Here is a 16,840-nt window from a genome sequence, read left to right on the forward strand (position 1 = left end):
CCTGACCGCATGGTTCATGCTCTGACCGTGCGGTCAGACACTGAACCAGACGGTCAGACGTTCCTGGAGGCGGCGCGGCGGGCCCAGATCCTGCGAGCCACCGCCGAGGTGATCGCCGAACTGGGGTACGCGAAGACCTCGCTGGCGCGGATCGCCCGGCAGATCGGCGTCAGCAAGGGCGTGATCCTGTACCACTTCACCGACAAGGACTCGCTGATCCGCGCGCTGATCTGGGACGTCTACGAGCGCGGCGCGGCGGCCATCGGCGCGGCCGTCAGCCGCGAGCACTCCGCATCGGGCAAGCTGCGCGCCTACATCAGCGCCAACCTGGAGTTCACCGCCGCGCACCGGTTGGACGCCCTGGCGTTGGTGGAGCTCGGCAGCAGCTACCGCACCCCGGAGGGCCTGCGCCTGGACCAGCTGGCCGAGCAGGCGATGCCGCTGCCACACGGACTGGCCGCGCTGGACCTGCTCCCGATCTTCCAGGAAGGCCTGCGCAGCGGGGAGTTCCGCGAGTTCGAACCGGCGGCCATGGGCATCGCGGTGCGCAGCGCCATCGACAGCGCGGGCAGCTGCCTGGCCCGCGACCCCGGTTTCGACGTGCGCGCCTTCGCCGCCGAACTGGTCACCACCTTCGACCTGGCCACGAGGAGGCCGACATGACCCGCATCCTCATCATGACCAGCGGCAGCCACGGTGATGTCGCCCCCTACGCCGGACTCGGGGCACGCCTGCGCGCGGCCGGGCACGAGGTCGGCATCGCCGCGGCGGACCGGTTCGGGCCGCTGATCACCAGTGCTGGCTTGGACTTCCACCCGTTGTCGCAGCAGGATCCACGCGCTGTCGCCGCCACGAAACGCGGCCAGGCGGCCAACACCTCGGGTCCGCGCGGCACCGCCTCGGTCATGCGCATCGGCGTGGACGTCCTGCGCGCGCAGATCCCGGAGATGATCGCCGCCTGCTCCACCGCGGACGTGATCATGTGCTCGTTGTCCACGCTGCTGTTCGGCGCGCAGATCGCCGAGGCCCAGGGCAGCCGGTTCCTCGCCGTGCCGTTGCAGACCTCGGCGCCGACCCGGTACCTGCCACCGTCACCGTTGGGCGGGCGCGACCTCGGTCCGTGGGCGAACAAGGCCAGTGCCACGGCGTTCGGGCTGCTGGGGCAGGCGTTGTTCGGCGGGGTCGTGCGCGACCTGCGCGCCGAACTGGGCCTCTCCCGGCGCGCGCGGACAACGACGGCGCGGTGGACGGTGCTGCACGGGGTCAGCCCCACGGTGGTGCCCCGCCCACCGGACTGGCCGCGCGGCATGGAGGTCGTCGGCTACTGGTGGCCACCGACCCCGGCCGACTGGCGGCCCTCGCCGGAACTGGTCGACTTCCTCGCGGCGGGCCCGCCCCCGGTCTACATCGGATTCGGCAGCATGGGCGTGGGCCGCGGCGAACGGCTCGGCCAGGTCGTGCGGGAAACCCTGCGCAGCACGGGATTCCGCGCGATCGTGCACCGCGGTTGGGCAGAGCTGGCGGCGTCCGGCGAGAACGTGTGCACAGTGGACCACGTGCCGCACGAGTGGTTGCTGCCCCACGTGTCGGCCGTGGTGCACCACGCGGGCGCGGGAACCACCGCCGCCGGACTGCGAGCCGGTGTGCCCGCGGTACCCGTTCCGCTCGCGCACGACCAACCGTTCTGGGCGCGCCGACTCGTGGAACTGGGCGTGGCGCCCGCGGCGCTGCCGCTGCGAGGTCTGCGCGCCGACCGGCTCGGTGCCGCACTGGCCCAGGCCGTTGGCGCGCCCGCGCACCGCCGCCGTGCCGAGACCATCGCGCGGCGGATCGCCCAGGAGGACGGCGCGGGGCGGGTGGCGGAGGTCGTTGACGCCGCAATGGGTACGTGCCCTGTGTCCGCAACCCGCCGTTCGGGGGGTGTGTGACCGACTTTCTGCTCTTTGACAGTTGTCGGTGTTTACGGAGGATTCCCGCACGGGTCACGTCAGTTGACCTCCCTGCGGAAGGTTCCACCGAATGTCCTCCAGGAGAACGGCCGCGATCGCGGCCGCGTTGGCAGCCTCCTCGCTGATCGCGGGCGGGATCGGCGGTGCCGCAACGGCATCCGCGCAGACCGACCAGCTCAGCACCGACGGCTCGGGCCGCGTCATCGCCGTCGAGCCGACCACCCCGGTCGCCGCCCCACAGGGCGCGAGCACGGCCGGTGCCGCCCAGTCGCACACCGCGCGGCTGGCCAGGCAGTTCGGCCTGCCGGTCGGCGAACTGGTGCTGTCCGAGGTGCGGCAGCTGCCCGGCGGCAGCATCGCCAAGCTGCAACAGCGGATCGGCGGCGTGCCGGTCTTCGGCGCGCAGATCGTGCAGGACCTCGACGGTTCGGGCGCCCTGCTCGCCGCCGTCGGCAAGACCAGCCAGCGCAGCGAGGGCGGCTTCCCCGCCGACAGCACGGCCGCGAAGGCCAAGGCGGGCAAGGCCGCCGTGGACGCCGTGGCCAAGAAGGACAGCACCGCCAAGGCCCTGCGCGCGGACGCTGCCGAGAACTACTGGTACGACGCGAGCCTGGGCACCGACGGCACCAGCGCCACCGCGGTCCCGGCCTACTTCGTGCCGGTGCACGGCGCGGACCCCGAGGACAAGTGGACCGTGGTGGTGCGGGCCGAGACGAACCAGGTGCTGACCGTCTGGGGCGAGGCGCGGCACGCGACCAACCGCGTGGTGTGCGACGCCAAGCGCAAGATCGTGGACCTGGACACGGCCACGCTGGCCGACATCCGCTGCGGCACCGGGCAGGCGTTCGGCGTCAGCAGGGCCGAGGGCCAGGCCGCCGCCGCGACCGCCGACGTCAACAAGGTGTACGACTACTTCGGCTCGGCGCAGTCGTTCTACAGCACCTACACCGGCTACGACCTGACGGCCAACATCGGCGCGAACTACAACGACGGCCGGGGCAAGGCGCTGCGCGGCACCGTGCGCATGTGCGAGATCAGCACCGGCAACGACGGCCTGCGGCACACGCAGTGCCCGTGGGCCAACGCCTTCTGGGACGGCGAGCAGATGGCCTTCGGTGAGGGCGTGACCACGCTGGACATCACCGGCCACGAGCTGACCCACGGCGTCACCCAGCACGTCAACGGGCTCAAGGGCGGCTACGCGCAGGCCATCAACGAGGGCATGTCCGACGTGTTCGGCAAGTTCATCGCCATCAAGGCCAACGACCCCAACGCGACCGGGGCCAACCGCTGGCTGCTCGGCGTGGGCTCCTCGATCGGCCAGGTCCGGGACATGAAGAACCCGGCCAACTCCGGTGAGGGCCCCGGCCCGGACCGGGTCAACGGCAAGTACTGGGTCGGCCCGGACGGTGACGAGCACATCAACGCCGGAGTGGTCGGCAAGGTGGACTACCTGATCACCGACGGGGACACCTTCAACGGGCAGACCGTCCGGGGCCTCGGCGAGAACAAGTCGATCGCGCTGTGGTGGAAGGTGGAGAACCTGCTGCGCTCCTCGGCCACGTTCAAGGACCTGGGCAACGCGCTGAACACGGCGTGCACCACCAACGCCAGGACCGGGGTCGCGGGCACCACGACCGCCGACTGCACCCAGGTGGCCAACGCGGTGAAGGCCACCCAGCTGTTGCAGAACGCCTAGCAGGCGGGAGGATGGGGCGGCCACCGACCGGTGGCCGCCCCATCCACGTGTTCAGCGGAGGAAGACCGGTGCGGTTGCGGCGCGAGCTGGGCGTCGGTGACGCCGTGGTGATCGGACTCGGCGCGATGATCGGCGCCGGGGTCTTCGCCGCGCTGGCCCCCGCGGCGGCGGAAGCCGGGTCCGGGCTGCTGCTCGGCCTGGCGCTGGCCGCGCTGGTGGCCTGGTGCAACGCCACCTCCTCCGCGCGGCTCGCGGCGCGCTACCCGTCCTCGGGCGGCACCTACGTCTACGGCCGGGAACGGCTCGGCCCGTTCTGGGGCTACCTCGCCGGGTGGGGCTTCGTGGTCGGCAAGACCGCGTCCTGCGCGGCGATGGCCCTCACCGTCGGCGCCTACCTGTGGCCCGAACAGGCGCACCTGGTCGCGGTGGCCGCGGTGCTCGTGCTGACCGCGGTGAGCTGTGCCGGTGTGCAGAAGGCCGCCTGGCTCACCAAGGTGATCGTCGCGCTGGTGCTCGCGGTGCTCGCGGCGGTGGTCGTCGCCTGCCTGTCCGCAGGGACTGCGAGCCCCCTGCTGGGCGGTGGGACCGACCCGCTGGGCGTGCTGCGCGCCGCCGGGCTGTTGTTCTTCGCCTTCGCCGGGTACGCCCGCATCGCCACACTCGGCGAGGAGGTCCGCGACCCGCGCCGCACCATCCCACGCGCGGTGCCGATCGCCTTGGGCTGCACGCTGGTCGTCTACGTGGCCGTGGCGATCTCGGTGCTGCTGGTGCTCGGGCCGCAGCGCCTGGCCTCGGCCGTCGATCCGCTCGCCGAGGCCGTGCGGGCGGCCGGTGTGCCCGCGCTGGCCCCGGTCGTCCGCGTGGGCGCCGCGATCGCCGCACTGGGTTCGCTGCTCGCGCTGTTGCTCGGCGTCTCGCGCACCACCTTCGCCATGGCACGCGACCGGCACCTGCCCCGGGTCCTCGCCGTCGTGCACCCGCGGACCGGTGTGCCGCACCGCGCGGAGTTGGCCGTCGGCGCGGTCGCCGCCCTGCTCGCCGCCACGGTGGACCTGCGCGCCGCGATCGGCTTCTCCTCGTTCGGCGTGCTGGCCTACTACGCCATCGCCAACGCCTCCGCACTGAACCTCACGCCACGTGAGGTTTGGCTTTCGCGTTGTGTGCCCGTGCTCGGTATTCTCGGCTGCGTACTGCTCGCCGGTGCCCTGCCAATCGGTTCCGTGCTGGCCGGTTCCGCGGTTCTCGGACTGGGAGCAGTCGTTTATCGGCTGACCGCAAGCCGGGTGACGTAGGGGGAATTGCCGTGTTCGCACGCGCCGACGCACAGTTCGACACACCGGGGCCGCAGAGCTTCCTGTACCCGGAAATGCTTCCGGGGCTGACCAAGCCCGTGCTCCAGATCCTGCTCGCGGTGCTGCTCATCGGCGTGGTCTCGGTTCTCGTGTCCGGCCGGCTGAAATTCGTGCCGAGCCGGGTGCAGTTCGGCGCGGAATTCCTCTACGAATTCGTCCGCAACGGCATCGGCCGGGAGCAGATCGCGAAGGCCGACATGCTGCGCTACCTGCCGCTGCTGCTGACCATGTTCACCTTCATCCTGGTGAACAACCTGTTCGGATTCCTGCCGTTCTTCCAGTTGCCGACGATGGCGCACATCGCGTTCCCGGCGGGTTTGGCCGGGCTGGTGTACGTGCTGTTCATCGCGGTCGGCATCCGGCGGCACGGGGTGTTGCACTACTTCGGCAAGACCCTGTTCCCGCCCAGCGTGCCCAAGCTGGTGTGGCTCATCTACGCCCCGTTCGAGGTGCTGTCCACCTTCATCCTGCGGCCGATCACCCTGGCGCTGCGGCTGTTCGCGACCATGTTCGCCGGGCACATCATGCTGCTGGTCTTCGTCACCGGCGGGGTCTACTTCCTGGAGCAGTCGGTCATCGGGCTGAAACTGCTCTCGCCGGTGGCCTTCCTGCTCGCCGTCGGCCTGAGCTTCCTGGAACTGCTCATCCAGGTGTTGCAGGCCTACGTCTTCACGATGCTGACCGCGCACTACATCGGCGCCGCGCTGGCCGAGGGCCACTGACCCTGTAACGGGGTACTGCCCGGTTCCGAAGGGATGGCTGACTTCGTCCTGGAGGAGCACGCCCATGAACGAGAAGGTCCGCGTGAACTGGCACGGTGTCCTGGGTGTCGCGCTGGTGCTCGCCGCGGTGGGCATCGCGTTCGTCCGGCGATGGGACGTGCCCTGGCTGTACTTCCTCGCCGCCATCGTGGGCTACGTGGTGGCGGTGCTCGCACTGACCTTCGCGCTGCGCGGGAGCAGGGGGCAGTACGCCGAATTGGACTCCTTCGACCTGATGCGCGTCATGTACGGCGCGCACCTGGGTTTCCTGTTCCTGGTGGGCGGCCTGCTGATCCCGTTCGGCAGCTTCTGGGTCGGGCTCGGCGTGTTCATCGCCTCGATCGCCGCGGGCATGGCGATCCCGTTCCTGCTGGTGCGCAAGGCCTGACCGACAGTCCGTTGTGGACAGCGTGGTCCAGCCGCACCACCCGGCCGCCGACCAGACCGTCCACCAGGCTCGTGACCTGAGGGTCGGCCGGGGCCGGGTGGCTGAACACGGCGAAGCGCCTGCCCAGCACGCGGTTCGCCGTGTTCAACGATCGGTCCTGGTCACCGCCCCAGGCTGGTGAGCAGGTGGTCGACCTCGCGCTGCTTGGTGGGGCCGTCGTTGAAGTAACCGGTGTGCCCGACACCGTTCCACTCCAGCAGTTTCGCGCCCTGGATCTGGCTCACCAGCCCGAGCGCCCACGGGCGAGGCGTCGAGGGGTCGTTCGAGCCGGTGACCACGAGCACGTTGCTCGCGCCGCGCACGGGCGTGCTCGCCCACGGGTTCGCGGGCGGGACCGGCCAGCCCAGGCAGCCCGCCTGCACGTCCCAGCCCTCCGTGTAGCCACCGATGTTCGGCGCGATCCGGTTCACCTCGCGGATCCGCGCGGCGAGATCGGCGTAACCCCTGACGTCACTGGGGAAGTCGTGGCAGCCGATGACCCGGTAGGCGGCCTCGCTGGCAGAGGGCCCGGCGAAGAAGGCCGCGTTGGGCGTGGCCGCCACCGCATCGCTGATGCCTTGGGCCAGTTCGGCCCACCGCGCGGGCGGCGTCGCCAGGGTCGAGTAGGTCACGAAGCCGATCTGCTCCGCGTTGGCGCCCGCTGGGAAACCCTGTGCGGGCACGGGCTTGTGGCTGGCGCGGTTGAGCAGGGCACGGTACTCGCCGGTGAGGTCGCGGCCGTGCATGGCACAGCTGTCGGTGGTGCGGCACCAGTCGGCGAACTTGGCGAACACGCCCTCCGCGGACTTGGCCTCGTCACTGGCCAACCGCCACGAGCCGATGGTGTGGTCCACCGCCCCGTCGAGCACGGCCGAGCGCACGCGGTTCGGGTAGAACTGCGCGTAGGTGGCGCCCAGCAGCGTGCCGTAGGACAGGCCGAGCCAGCTCACCTTGCTCTCGCCCAGCGCGATGCGTGCCGCCTCGAAGTCCCGCGCCGCGCTGATCGTGTCCACGTGGTCGATCAGCGGGCCGGTCGCGCGCCGACAGCCCTCGCCGACCTCGCGGTTGTACGCCACGAGCCGGTCGTACTCCGCGCGGCTGCTCGGGAAGCGGCTGACCCGCGGGTCCGAGGTGGGCAGCTCGCAAGCGATCGTGGGCGTGCTGTCCCCGACCCCGCGCGGGTCGATGCCCACGATGTCGAACCGGTCCCGCAACTGCTGCGGGAAGACCATCGCCGCCCCGTCGCGCACGATCGGCATCGCGGGACCGCCCGGCCCGCCGAAGTTCACGAACAGTGTGCCGATCCGGTGTTGCGGGTCGGCGGCCCGGACCCGGCTGGCCGCCAGGGTGATCTGCGGCCCGGAGGGGTGGGCCCAGTCCAGCGGGACCTTCAGCGAGGCGCACTCGGCGCCGGAGTTCCCGCAGGCCTGCCAGGTCAGCGATGCGGCCTGCGCTGGTACGGCAGCGGCCACGGTCGCGGTCACCGCTGTGGCCAGCGCGAACGTCAGAACCCGTCTCATCGATCTCCCCAATCGAACGTCTTGGCGGCGGCGCTGATCATCTGCCGGGCGGGCGTAAGCCGTCATCAGACCCTGGGTTGACCTTGGCCCTACCCCAGGCCCATGGTCGCCGCCGCGTGGGGGACCGGCTCGTGCTGGCCCAGGACGCCGTGGACCCCGCTCGCCGTGTTCAGAGCCGGTTGACCGCCAGGTGGAACCGGCGCTTGTGACCGTCGTTCCACAGTGCGGACTCACGACCGCCCACGGCCTCGCGCAGTGCCTTCATCTCGGCTTGGCCGGTGATGCTCGCGCAGACCTGCTCGATGGCCCACATGTCGCCCTCGGAGACCCAGCCGTCCAGCAGGCGGTTGACCACCCTGATCCTCTCCGAGGTCGGCATCCTGCCGAGTTCGGGGGCGGGAGTCGCGGCGATCGTGGTGCGGAGCTCGGTGTCCGAGTCCAGGCGGTAGGTGGGGCCGGTGTCACGCCTGCTCAGGCCCTCGTACAGCGTGTTGGGGTTGTCCGCGACTATGCCGGTGGAGCCGCCGACCTTGCCGCGCATCGGTGGCAGGCTCTTGCCTGCCTTCTCGGCGATGAGGCGCGCGAAGGTCGTGCAGTTGAAGGTGCGCAGGTCGTACTTGGGCCGAGCCGTGCAGTGGAGTTGGGCGAGGGCGAGTGCTGCCTCGAACTCCTCCTTGGTCAGCGCGAAGCTCTCGCGGTAGTCCGTGCACCGCTCGTGTGCCGTGTCCGGGTGCACGACGCAGCCGTTGACCCGCGGGCGGAACATCGGATCGGGCATGCTGGAACCGTCGGGGTAGAAGCCGTAGGTGAAGCGGCGGCCGGTGGAGTCGCTGAATTCGACGTAGGTGTGGCCGATCGTGCTCACGGTGACCTCCTCCGCTGAGGGTGCCTCGATGTCGATCATCACCCGCAGGGTCCACGAGGTGGCCGTCGCCCCCGTGCCCGGGATCGGGGTCGGCGCACGTGGTCGAGGCACAGGTGCGTGGGCCACCGCACAGGTCCTCCCCAGCGCGCTGCACGAGCCCGGCGCCCGCCGATTCCCGCACCGGCTGGGCGGTCTCGCCCGCGAGCACGTGCTCGGCGGTGGCCGCTGCCTCGCGCTCCGACGGGTCGTCCGGGTGGCTGACCCGCGAACCACCCTGGCCGCTGCCGCGACCCTGTTGCAGGACATGGGTGAGTTCGTGGGCGATCAGCCTGGTGCCTGCCGGGGTGCCCAGCTGGAGCGCGCCCGAGCGGAGGACGATGTCGCGTCCAGAGGTGAACGCCAGTGCGCCGATCTCGCGTGCGGCGGCGTCGGCTGCGGGCCCGGTGTGCAGGCGGACCCCGGAGAAGTCGGCGCCGAAGGCACGTTCCATCGGGCCCCTGATCGGTTCGGGCAGCGGCGTGCCGCTGGAGGACGTGCTGTGGCGCACGTGCTCCGCCCGCTCCTCAGGTGCCCCGGTACGGGCCATCCCACCCGCTCGACCTGGCGTCATCGCACAGCACCTCCCGGAGCACCAGCATCAGGGAGGTGCTGTCACCGGACCGTTGCGCCCCGGGCCGCGGCCACGAACTCGCGGATCAGCCCGTGGTCCTTCACGCCCCGGCTGGACTCCACCCCGCTGGACACGTCCACGCCCCACGGTTGGGCGGCGGCGATCGCCCCGGCCACGTTGTCGGGGTTCAGGCCGCCCGCGAGCAGCCACTGCCCCCGCGGCCGTGCCTGGTCCAGCGTGGTGAGGTCCCAGCGCTCGCCCGAGCCGGCGACGGGGGAGTCGAGCAGCAGCAGGTCCTCGCCGTAGGCCCCGGTCCGCACGTCGGTGTCGGCGGTGAGCGTGGTCGCGCGCACGAGCCGCACCGGCAACCCGGCCAGCTCGGCGAACGCCTCCGGCGGGTAGTCCCCGTGCAGTTGCACCGCCCCGATCCCGGTGTCCAGCGCGATGCGAGCGGCCTCGGCGGCCTCGACCCCGGCGAAGACCCCGACGGTCAGCACCTGGGACGGGACCCCGGCCACGAGCTCGCGGGCCAGGTCGGGGTCCACCTGTCGTGGACTGCGGGCGAACACGAAGCCGACCGCGTCGGCACCGGCGGAGACGGCGGTGGCCACGTCCCCCTCGGTCCGCAGGCCGCACACCTTGACGAACATGGCGCCGACCCTAGCAAGCAGGCGCGCCCCGGCCCGCGCGAACGGGTCGGGGCGGACGGTCATGAAGGTGCCGTTCAGGACGTCTGACGTCCTGAACGGCACCTTCATGACATCGCCGGTGCCGGGCTCTCAGCTGAACGGGTCGAGCGTGATGAAGGCCTGCGCCGGGTTGCCGTCGTGCACCAGGGACTCGTAGTTGCCCACGTCGTCGAAGGCGAAGGCGTACGCCTTGCCGTCAGCCATCTGCGCGTGGATCTTGCGGGCGTAGTGGTTGGTCACCGCGTCCTTGTAGAAACCGCCGGGGTTGCTGTCCGGCTGGTTGGGGTTGACCAGCAGTGTGCCCCGGTTGTAGCCCGCGCAGAGCGTGCGGGAGATCGGGCCGCGCACCAGGTCGTTCGGCGCGTCCAACAGCTTGTAGCAGCCGAAGATGCTGTCGGCGTCGGGCTTCTGGAACGAGGTCACGACCGCGCCCGAGCCGTTGGTGAAGTTCATCGTGTTGCCGGAGACGCGCCCGTAGTACTTGGTGTTGGGCTGGTCGCCGAAGGGCGTCACCGTCAGCGTTGAGCCGCTGTACTTCGACCAGACCCGGTTCACGTAGTCGTCCATGACCGTCCTGGGCAGCGCACCGGCCTCGATGCCGTGCCCCGGCGCGAGCGCGCGCAGCACCGTGCCGTCGGAACGGGTCTGGATCAGGTTGGCCCAGCCGCCCGGCTGACCGCGCAGCGCCGAGTAGAAACCGTTGTAACCGCCCGGCTTCAGGTGACCAGTGGTGCGGGTGGCCCCGCCGGTGGGCTGCACACCCACGGCGTAGGGCGCCGAGAACATGTCCACCTGTGTGCTGTTGATCCACAGCCCGGCGTCGTTGAGCGTGTACTCGGTCCAGTTGAACAGGATGTTCCGGTTGGGGTCACTGGGGTTCTGCACCGCGGGCTGCACCAGGCCGCCCGTGGTCAGCTTGAAGACCAGCTTCTGCCCGTAGGAGAAGTAGAGGCGGCCGGAGAACTTCGGCATCCGGATGGTGATCGACTGGCCGTTGGCGGGGCCGGGGATCGAGGCGTCCGGCGCCGGTGTCGGCGGGTTGCCGCCCGCGGGCCAGGCGTGGAAGGTGCCGTTGGCATCGGCCCAGCCCTGTCGGCCGTTGGCCAGCAGGGTGCCCAGGTCGTAGAGGTAGACCGGGTCGGAGCGGCCCGAGTTGTTGGTGATCTTGAGCGGGATCGTGGCCGGTACGGCGGCGTCCGCGGCGGCGGGCAGGCCCGCGGCCAGTGCCGTTGTCACGGCGAGCAGGGTGAGTGCTTTCCGCAGAGCTGACACGTGCTGTCCTCCTCGGGAGCGGCAGGGTGGGAGGCGGAGCTGCGTGGCGGCGTGAGAGCGCTCTCAGAATCGCGTGGCCGGGCGGCCGTGTCAATGGTCGGAGGATCGGCGGCGGCGCAGTCGCAGCGCGGTCCACCCGGCGATCGAGTAGAGCAGCAGCCACAACGCGATCAACCCGGCGCTGACCGGGATCCACAGCGGTCGCGGGAGCGCGAGCACGAAGGTCCAACCGGTCTGCGAACTCTGCCCGGAGAACGCCTTGACCAACGACAGCACTCCTGCCAGCAGCGGGATCCAACCCGAACCCAGGCACAGCGCGATGACCAGCCTCGGGGCTCGTGCCCGCGCGAGCTTGGCTCGCGCGGGCTTGGCTGGTGCCACCACCGGTGGCGCCTTGACCGTGGTACCGCTGCGCAGCCGCAGCAACAGCTCGGGACCGCCCGTCTCCAGCCGCCGGTACGCGATCCGGCCGAGCCACCATGCGGCGAGCGCGCCGACGGCCACACCCGCCGGGACCCCGGCCCAGCGCAGCGCGGGGCTGTCCAGCAGCGTGCCCGCGAGCACGATCAGCGCCGGTGGCACCGAGGTCGCTGCGATCAGCCCGATCATCGCCCACGCCAGGCCGGTGAGGTTGCCGCCGTCCACCGCGGGGTTGGGGCTGCGCCGGTGCGCGTCAGGCAGGCGCGGCGGCGCGAACACCGCCAGCAGGGCCATGTGGCCCACGCCCGCGCCGATCGCCACGGCGTTGAGGGTCAGCGCCCAGGGCCAGGCCCAGCACCGTGATCACCAGGCTGGTCGGCGCCACCACCAGCAGCCACGCGAGCTGCCTGCCGCGCAGGTCCGCGCGCAGCACGCCGGGGGTCATCAGCGAGATCCACAGTGCGCTGCCGTCGGCGCTGTACAGGTTGACCCCGACCGCCGCCGCCATGATCGCCACCAGGCTGCCCGCCCACGGCAGGTAGATCGTCAGCCCGGCGACCAGCGGCAGCAGACACAGCGCCAGGCTGAACGCCAGCGCGAAGAACCAGTAGTACGAGCGCAGCATGTCACGGGACCAGGTCCGCAACTCCTTGGCCACGACCGCGCCGAGCGGAGTCCGCGGCAACCCACGGCCCAGCGCTGTGCCGCCGACGCGGGCCCGCGCCGCCAGCGCCCCCGTGGTCCGCCTGCCCAGCAGTACCGACCACACCGCGAGCAGCGCGAGGACCAGCACACCCATGCCCGCGAGCACCCCGAAGGCCAGCGGCCAGGCCGTGCCGCCCGCGGTCTCCACCGACACGAGCCCCCAGCCCGAGGGCAACGCCCGCAGCAGCGACCCCAGCCACGGGTCGAACCCGCGCGTCAGCACCGAGTTCTGGCCCAGGGCATAGAGCAGCACCCCGCCGTCGCACACCGCTGCGATGATCACTGCCCAGGGCACGGCGACCAGTGCGGCACCCAGCCGTGACCGCATCACCTCACCGAGCAGGCCCACCACCACCCGCGAGGCCAGCACGACGATCACCAGCTGGGCGAGGACCGCGGGCAGGGCCACCAGCACCGGCAGGGCGCCCAGCCGCGCGCCGAGCAGGCCGGTGGCCAGTCGTCGCGGCGAGACGGGCAGCAGCGCGAACTGCTCGGGGCGCAGGTCGCCCTCGCCGCCGCCCGCGAACAGCGGCCCGAGCAGCCAGCCGACCGCCCACACCGCGAGCGCGGCGGCGATCAGGTCGGCTGCGACGGTCGTCGAGAACAGGGCGGTGGCGCCCACCGCCAGGGTGCCCGCGGCCAGCAGTAGACCCAGCACGGCGCCGAGGACCAGCAGCCTGGCCCGTGGGCTGGTCATCGAGTGCCGCACGAGGTTGAGCTTCATTCGGACCAGGACACCGACCACGCCTGGAGGGTAGGCCGTGGGCCGTTGCCCGCGGGCGGTGTTGCCGGAACTCGGCGGTCCGGGGTCAGTGCCCGTCGAGTTCGATCGAGACCGTGAGCAGGGACGTGCCGAAGCGGCGGACCATCGCCACGTGCTTCTGGTCCTCGAAGGAGGCGAGCCGCGCGTCCACGTCGTCCTGGTCCAGCACGGTGGCGCGGGCGTCGTGCCAGCGGCCGTCCACCCGCACGCGGACCCGGGGCTGGCTGATCAGGTTGCGCACGTACCCGGCGTGCCGTCCCTGCTCGGCGACCACCCACAGGACCGAACCCGCGCGCTGGGCGCCGAGCACGGTGCGCCGCCGCTTGCCGGAACGGCGGCCGGTGGTCTCCAGGATGATGTGCCCGCGCAGCAACCCGAGCGTGGTCAGCAGCTTCGACGGCGGATTGATCAGGTACTTCTGCAACAACCGGGTGCGCGCCCTGCGCCTGGCCGCCTCCTGTGACCCGGTCACCACGCCACCTTTCCCTGGAGAACCCAACTCGCAAGCCGGAGTCTAGGTGGACGCGGTGCCATGAAGGTGCCGTTGCGGACGTTGAACGTCATGAACGGCACCTTCCTGACACCGGTGGCGGGCCAGTGGGGCGCGGCAGCACGGGGCGCGGCGCCGTCATGAAGGTGCCGTTGCGGACGTTGAACGTCATGAACGGCACCTTCGTGACGTCAGAACAGGGGGCGGCCGTTGTTCTTGGCGGTGACGTAGGCCTGCCAGTCGGTGGTGACCTGGTCGGCGTAGCTGGTCGCGAAGGTGCGGGTCTCCGACTGGAGCCCGGGCACCGAGGTGATCGCGCCGTCGATCGCGGCATCGGCCGAGTAGGTCACGCCGGTGCCCGCGATGTCCTTGTCCGCGCGGGAGTGCGCGGCGGCCAGCAGCCTGGCCACGTCGCGCACCGTGTCGTCCCAGGTGGCGGAGCTGGTCAGGTCGCCGATCGCCAGGTCCTCGGCGAACGGCGACTTCTCCTTGACCAGTACCGGGACCTGCCCGACGCTGGCCCAGCCCGCGAGCGGGTCGGACTGGTTGGCCAGCCAGCGCAGCGCCAGCGCGGACCGTTGGCCGCCGGTCAATGTGGTCGCCGAGGGCGCCAGCTGCTTCGGCGCGGGGTCCACCTGCTGCTTGATTTCCAGGATCCGGTCGTCGGAGGTGCTGCTGGTGTCGCCCTCGATCAGCGCGTACCAGCGGTAGCGGCCCAGGCTGCCGGTCCCGGCGTCCAGCCTGCGCCGGACGTCCTTGACCACGGCCTGGCTCGCCGACAGCGGGGCACCGGCGGTGCTGCGGTAGGCGGCCACGGCGTTGACCACGTCGGCACGGGTCGTCGCGGAGACGGCCTGCAACTTCGAGTCGGACTTGAAGGTGCGGGTCGAGCCGCTGACCGTGGTCCACTTGGACAGCAGGTCGGCGCGCTTGTCCGAGTGCGAGTCGGCGATGAGCTGCTTGACCAGGTCGGAGGTGTTGCCGGAGGTCAGCCGCCAGCTCAACTCCTCGTCGTTGCCGTGGAACTTGCCGATCCACTGCGCGTACTCGGCGACGAAGGTGTTCAGGTCGGTGGTGATCTGGCTCGCGCTGCGGCCGTTGGCCCGCTCGGCCAGCACGATGGACACCGCCTCACGGCGCAGTTCCCAGGTCCAGGAGCCACGCCAGGCGTCGTCGGTGTCGGTGATCGCGAACTGCTCGGTGTTGTCCGCGCCCCGGTCGGCGCCGGTGTTCTCCAGGTGGGCGTCGCCGGTGATCCACACGTCCCCGGCCGCGGTGGCGTACGCCGAGGGCGCCAGCTCACCCAGGTCCCGGTAGTACAGCGGGGAGGTGCCCCGGAAGAACGCCCACGCGCTGCCCGCGAGCACCCCCGTCCGGTACTGGAGCTCGTCGTCGGTGGCCCCGTTGTTGAGCAGGTGCAGTGCGTGGTCGTGGTCGTAGATCACGCTCACCGGGTCGCGGGTGAGCAGGGGAGCGGCCCCGGCGTGCGGGGCCGTGCACGCCAGGAGTGCGAGCACGGCGGCTGTGGCGGTCGCGGTTCTGCGCATTCGGTCAGGACTACGCGTCCGAGGTGAGCGTCGGTGGGCATGGGGGTGAAGTCTGGTCAAAGACCCATTCCTTCACAGGCCGTGCCTGCTGTCCGCCAGCACCCGCTCGCACACCTGCGCCTCGGCCCGTGCGGAGAACTCCGGGGCCATGGCCAGGTCGATGTCCTCGGTGATCAGGTCAGCGTTGATCATGGCGCCCGCCTTCGATCCGGCCGCGGCCGCGATGATCACCTGCGCCATCGGGTCGGTCACGTTGCCCGCCGCCCACACCCCGGGCACCGCGGTGGCCCCGCTGGCGTCGGCGGCGAGGTGGGTGCCCGCCGGGTTCTCGGACGGGACGAGCCCGAGCCCGTCCAGCCCGGTCAACCGCGGCGAGATGCGGGGCGTGACCACAACGGCTTGCCGTTCCACGAGTTCGCCCGAACGCAGTCGCACCCCGGTGAGCCGGTCCTCGTGCACCTCAAGCCCGCGCACCTCACCGTCCACAACGGACACACCGCGTGCGGCCACTTGGGCCGCCTGCTCCGTGGACAGCTCGGGGGCGGTGTGCCGGAACAGCACGACGTCGGCGCTCCACTGCCGCATCAGCAGGGCGATGTGCGTGGCCATGGGGCCGGTGCCGAGCACGCCGATCGGCTGGTCGCGCACCTCCCAGCCGTGGCAGTACGGGCAGTGCAGCACGTCACGGCCCCAGCGCTGCGCCACGCCGGGCACCGCGGGCAGTTCGTCGGTGACCCCGGTGGCGATCAGCAGCCGCCTGGCCCGCACGGTCGAGCCGTCCGCCAGGTCGATCGTGAACCGGCCGTCGGCCGACCTGCGGGCCCCGACCACTTCGGTCGGTGCGATCCGCACCCCGTACCCGGTGACCTCGGCGCGCGCCCTGGCCAGCAGTTCGGCCGGTGGCAGACCGTCGCTGCCCAGGTAGTTCTGCATGTGCGCGGCCGGGGCGTTGCGCGGTTGCCCACCGTCCACCACCAGCACGCTGCGCCGGGCACGTCCCAGCGAGAGCGCCCCGGCCAGTCCTGCTGCCCCGCCACCAACCACAACCACGTCGTAGAGCTTCTGCGTTTCGTGCATGTTCCGATGGTGTGCCACCTCCTGCGGACTTGACAAAAAAATTTGCCGGAGTAGCAATTGTCCTCATGACCGAGCAGAACGAGCAGACCGACCTGGACGGCGTCGGACCCCGCCTGCGCGCCCTGCGGCGGCGGCGCAGGGTCACCCTGGTCCAGTTGGCGAAGGACACCGGCATCTCGGTGAGCACCCTGTCCCGGCTGGAGTCCGGCGGCCGCAAGCCGACCCTGGAACTGCTGATGCCCCTGGCCAGGGTGCACCAGGTGACTCTGGACGACCTGGTCGGTGCCCCGGCCACCGGTGACCCCCGGGTCTACGCCCGGCCGATCCAGCGCGGTCAGATCACGATGATCCCGCTGACCCGTCGGCCGGGCGGGGTGCAGGCGTACAAGATGATCTATCCGCCGAGCGCGGCCAGCGGTAAGCCGGAGCAGCAGGTGCACGAGGGCTACGAATGGCTGTACGTGCTGTCCGGCCAGGTGCGGCTGCTGCTCGGGCAGCACGACCTGACCCTGGGCGCCGGGGAGGCCGCCGAGTTCGACACCCGCACCCCGCACTGGTTCGGCAACGCGGGCCCCGCCCCGCTGGAGATCCTCAGCCTGTTCGGGCCGCAGGGGGAGCGCCTGCACGTGCGGGCCCGGTCGACTCGGAAGTCATGAAGGTGCCGTTTGAGACACTGGGTGTCTCAAACGGCACC

16 protein-coding genes and 1 pseudogene are annotated in these 16,840 nt (G+C 71.3%); 7 read left to right on the plus strand and 10 right to left on the minus strand.

Going from position 1 to position 16,840, the window contains the following annotated elements; translation table 11 throughout:
• Positions 1–27: 27 nt before the first annotated feature.
• From KALB_RS18945 to KALB_RS18970, 6 genes are all read left to right on the plus strand, one after another.
• Positions 28–663, plus strand: a complete 636-nt coding sequence (locus tag KALB_RS18945) for a TetR/AcrR family transcriptional regulator (RefSeq protein ID WP_025357292.1) — start codon at positions 28–30, stop codon at positions 661–663.
• The gene (locus tag KALB_RS18950) at positions 660–1,928 is read left to right on the plus strand and encodes a glycosyltransferase (protein ID WP_025357293.1); all 1,269 of its coding nucleotides are present in this window, start codon (positions 660–662) and stop codon (positions 1,926–1,928) included. The genes KALB_RS18945 and KALB_RS18950 overlap by 4 nt, the downstream gene beginning before the upstream one ends.
• 91 nt (positions 1,929–2,019) lie before the next feature.
• Complete coding sequence (locus KALB_RS18955) at positions 2,020–3,648, plus strand: M4 family metallopeptidase (protein WP_025357294.1); 1,629 nt, start codon at positions 2,020–2,022, stop codon at positions 3,646–3,648.
• Between the two features lie 11 nt (positions 3,649–3,659).
• Positions 3,660–4,940 (plus strand): APC family permease, encoded by a 1,281-nt coding sequence (locus tag KALB_RS18960; protein WP_025357295.1) that lies wholly within the window; start codon positions 3,660–3,662, stop codon positions 4,938–4,940.
• Positions 4,941–4,951: 11 nt separating this feature from the next.
• The gene (atpB, locus tag KALB_RS18965; RefSeq protein ID WP_025357296.1) at positions 4,952–5,722 is read left to right on the plus strand and encodes a F0F1 ATP synthase subunit A; all 771 of its coding nucleotides are present in this window, start codon (positions 4,952–4,954) and stop codon (positions 5,720–5,722) included.
• Positions 5,723–5,786: 64 nt separating this feature from the next.
• On the plus strand, positions 5,787–6,149 hold the full coding sequence (locus KALB_RS18970) for a hypothetical protein (protein WP_025357297.1): 363 nt from the start codon (positions 5,787–5,789) through the stop codon (positions 6,147–6,149).
• A gap of 161 nt (positions 6,150–6,310) precedes the next feature.
• Here KALB_RS18970 and KALB_RS18975 read toward each other — a convergent pair whose 3' ends face one another.
• From KALB_RS18975 to KALB_RS19015, 10 genes and pseudogenes are all read right to left on the minus strand, one after another.
• Complete coding sequence (locus KALB_RS18975; protein ID WP_025357298.1) at positions 6,311–7,708, minus strand: alpha/beta fold hydrolase; 1,398 nt, start codon at positions 7,706–7,708, stop codon at positions 6,311–6,313.
• 169 nt (positions 7,709–7,877) lie between these two features.
• Positions 7,878–8,612 (minus strand): C97 family peptidase, encoded by a 735-nt coding sequence (locus KALB_RS49240; protein WP_236650286.1) that lies wholly within the window; start codon positions 8,610–8,612, stop codon positions 7,878–7,880.
• A 256-nt stretch (positions 8,613–8,868) separates the two neighbouring features.
• Positions 8,869–9,183: pseudogene (locus KALB_RS50200) on the minus strand (eCIS core domain-containing protein); the annotation flags it as partial.
• 41 nt (positions 9,184–9,224) lie between these two features.
• Positions 9,225–9,941 carry a phosphoribosylanthranilate isomerase gene (locus tag KALB_RS18985; RefSeq protein WP_338033864.1) on the minus strand — a complete coding sequence of 239 codons (717 nt, stop codon included), beginning with the start codon at positions 9,939–9,941 and terminating at the stop codon, positions 9,225–9,227.
• Between the two features lie 21 nt (positions 9,942–9,962).
• Complete coding sequence (locus KALB_RS18990) at positions 9,963–11,144, minus strand: glycoside hydrolase family 64 protein (protein WP_025357301.1); 1,182 nt, start codon at positions 11,142–11,144, stop codon at positions 9,963–9,965.
• A 90-nt stretch (positions 11,145–11,234) separates the two neighbouring features.
• Entirely contained in the window at positions 11,235–11,885 is a 651-nt protein-coding gene (locus KALB_RS18995; RefSeq protein ID WP_025357302.1) for a hypothetical protein, read from the minus strand.
• Positions 11,818–12,993, minus strand: a complete 1,176-nt coding sequence (locus KALB_RS19000) for a hypothetical protein (protein ID WP_025357303.1) — start codon at positions 12,991–12,993, stop codon at positions 11,818–11,820. Before KALB_RS19000 ends, KALB_RS18995 begins: the two co-directional genes overlap by 68 nt.
• 85 nt (positions 12,994–13,078) lie before the next feature.
• The gene (locus KALB_RS19005) at positions 13,079–13,504 is read right to left on the minus strand and encodes a nitroreductase/quinone reductase family protein (RefSeq protein WP_025357304.1); all 426 of its coding nucleotides are present in this window, start codon (positions 13,502–13,504) and stop codon (positions 13,079–13,081) included.
• Between the two features lie 209 nt (positions 13,505–13,713).
• Complete coding sequence (locus KALB_RS19010) at positions 13,714–15,069, minus strand: DUF2252 domain-containing protein (RefSeq protein WP_025357305.1); 1,356 nt, start codon at positions 15,067–15,069, stop codon at positions 13,714–13,716.
• Between the two features lie 72 nt (positions 15,070–15,141).
• Complete coding sequence (locus KALB_RS19015) at positions 15,142–16,146, minus strand: NAD(P)/FAD-dependent oxidoreductase (protein ID WP_025357306.1); 1,005 nt, start codon at positions 16,144–16,146, stop codon at positions 15,142–15,144.
• A 65-nt stretch (positions 16,147–16,211) separates the two neighbouring features.
• Here KALB_RS19015 and KALB_RS19020 point away from each other — a divergent pair, with 65 nt between their 5' ends.
• A complete protein-coding gene (locus KALB_RS19020) occupies positions 16,212–16,802 on the plus strand; it encodes a helix-turn-helix domain-containing protein (protein WP_025357307.1) in 591 nt (196 codons plus the stop codon).
• Positions 16,803–16,840: the final 38 nt, after the last annotated feature.

It is taken from the genome of Kutzneria viridogrisea DSM 43870, assembly GCF_000525635.1.
GTDB classification, from domain to species: Bacteria; Actinomycetota; Actinomycetes; order Mycobacteriales; family Pseudonocardiaceae; genus Kutzneria; species Kutzneria viridogrisea.